General features: G+C 44.6%; 1 pseudogene. It reads right to left on the bottom strand.

The features are described 5' to 3' along the window. Window positions 1-354, bottom strand: a pseudogene (locus IR173_RS18025) (glycosyltransferase); the annotation flags it as partial.

Raw genomic sequence — 354 nt, 5'->3', positions numbered from 1 at the left:
ACCTATAAAGAGCAGGTTACAGACAGATGTACAGTCATGCCCGGCATACTCGGGAATATTGTCTATGTTGGCTCCGAACTCTATAACGCTGATTTTTTCGGGGGCTGCATGGTAGTGGTTGACAGCACTGTTTTGGGCCCATTCGGAAGCATATACAATATGTGTTGCCTTTTGGATGGCTCTTTCTTCCAGCCCTTCGGCTAAATCGAGTTTTTGGGAGTCTGTGATTCCCAGGTATCGGTTGAAGAGCCTGCAAGTGGTGTCACCTATATATATAACAGGAATATCCGTTGTCAGATAGGCTAAAAAGAAATAGTCCCGGCAGATAATCAGGTCATAGCATTCATAATGGAA

Source organism: Phocaeicola faecalis (assembly GCF_021730445.1).
In the GTDB taxonomy this organism is placed as follows: Bacteria; Bacteroidota; Bacteroidia; order Bacteroidales; family Bacteroidaceae; genus Phocaeicola; species Phocaeicola faecalis.
The sequence above is the reverse complement of the archived record's forward strand: the minus strand, read 5'-3'. Positions and strand labels throughout refer to the sequence as shown.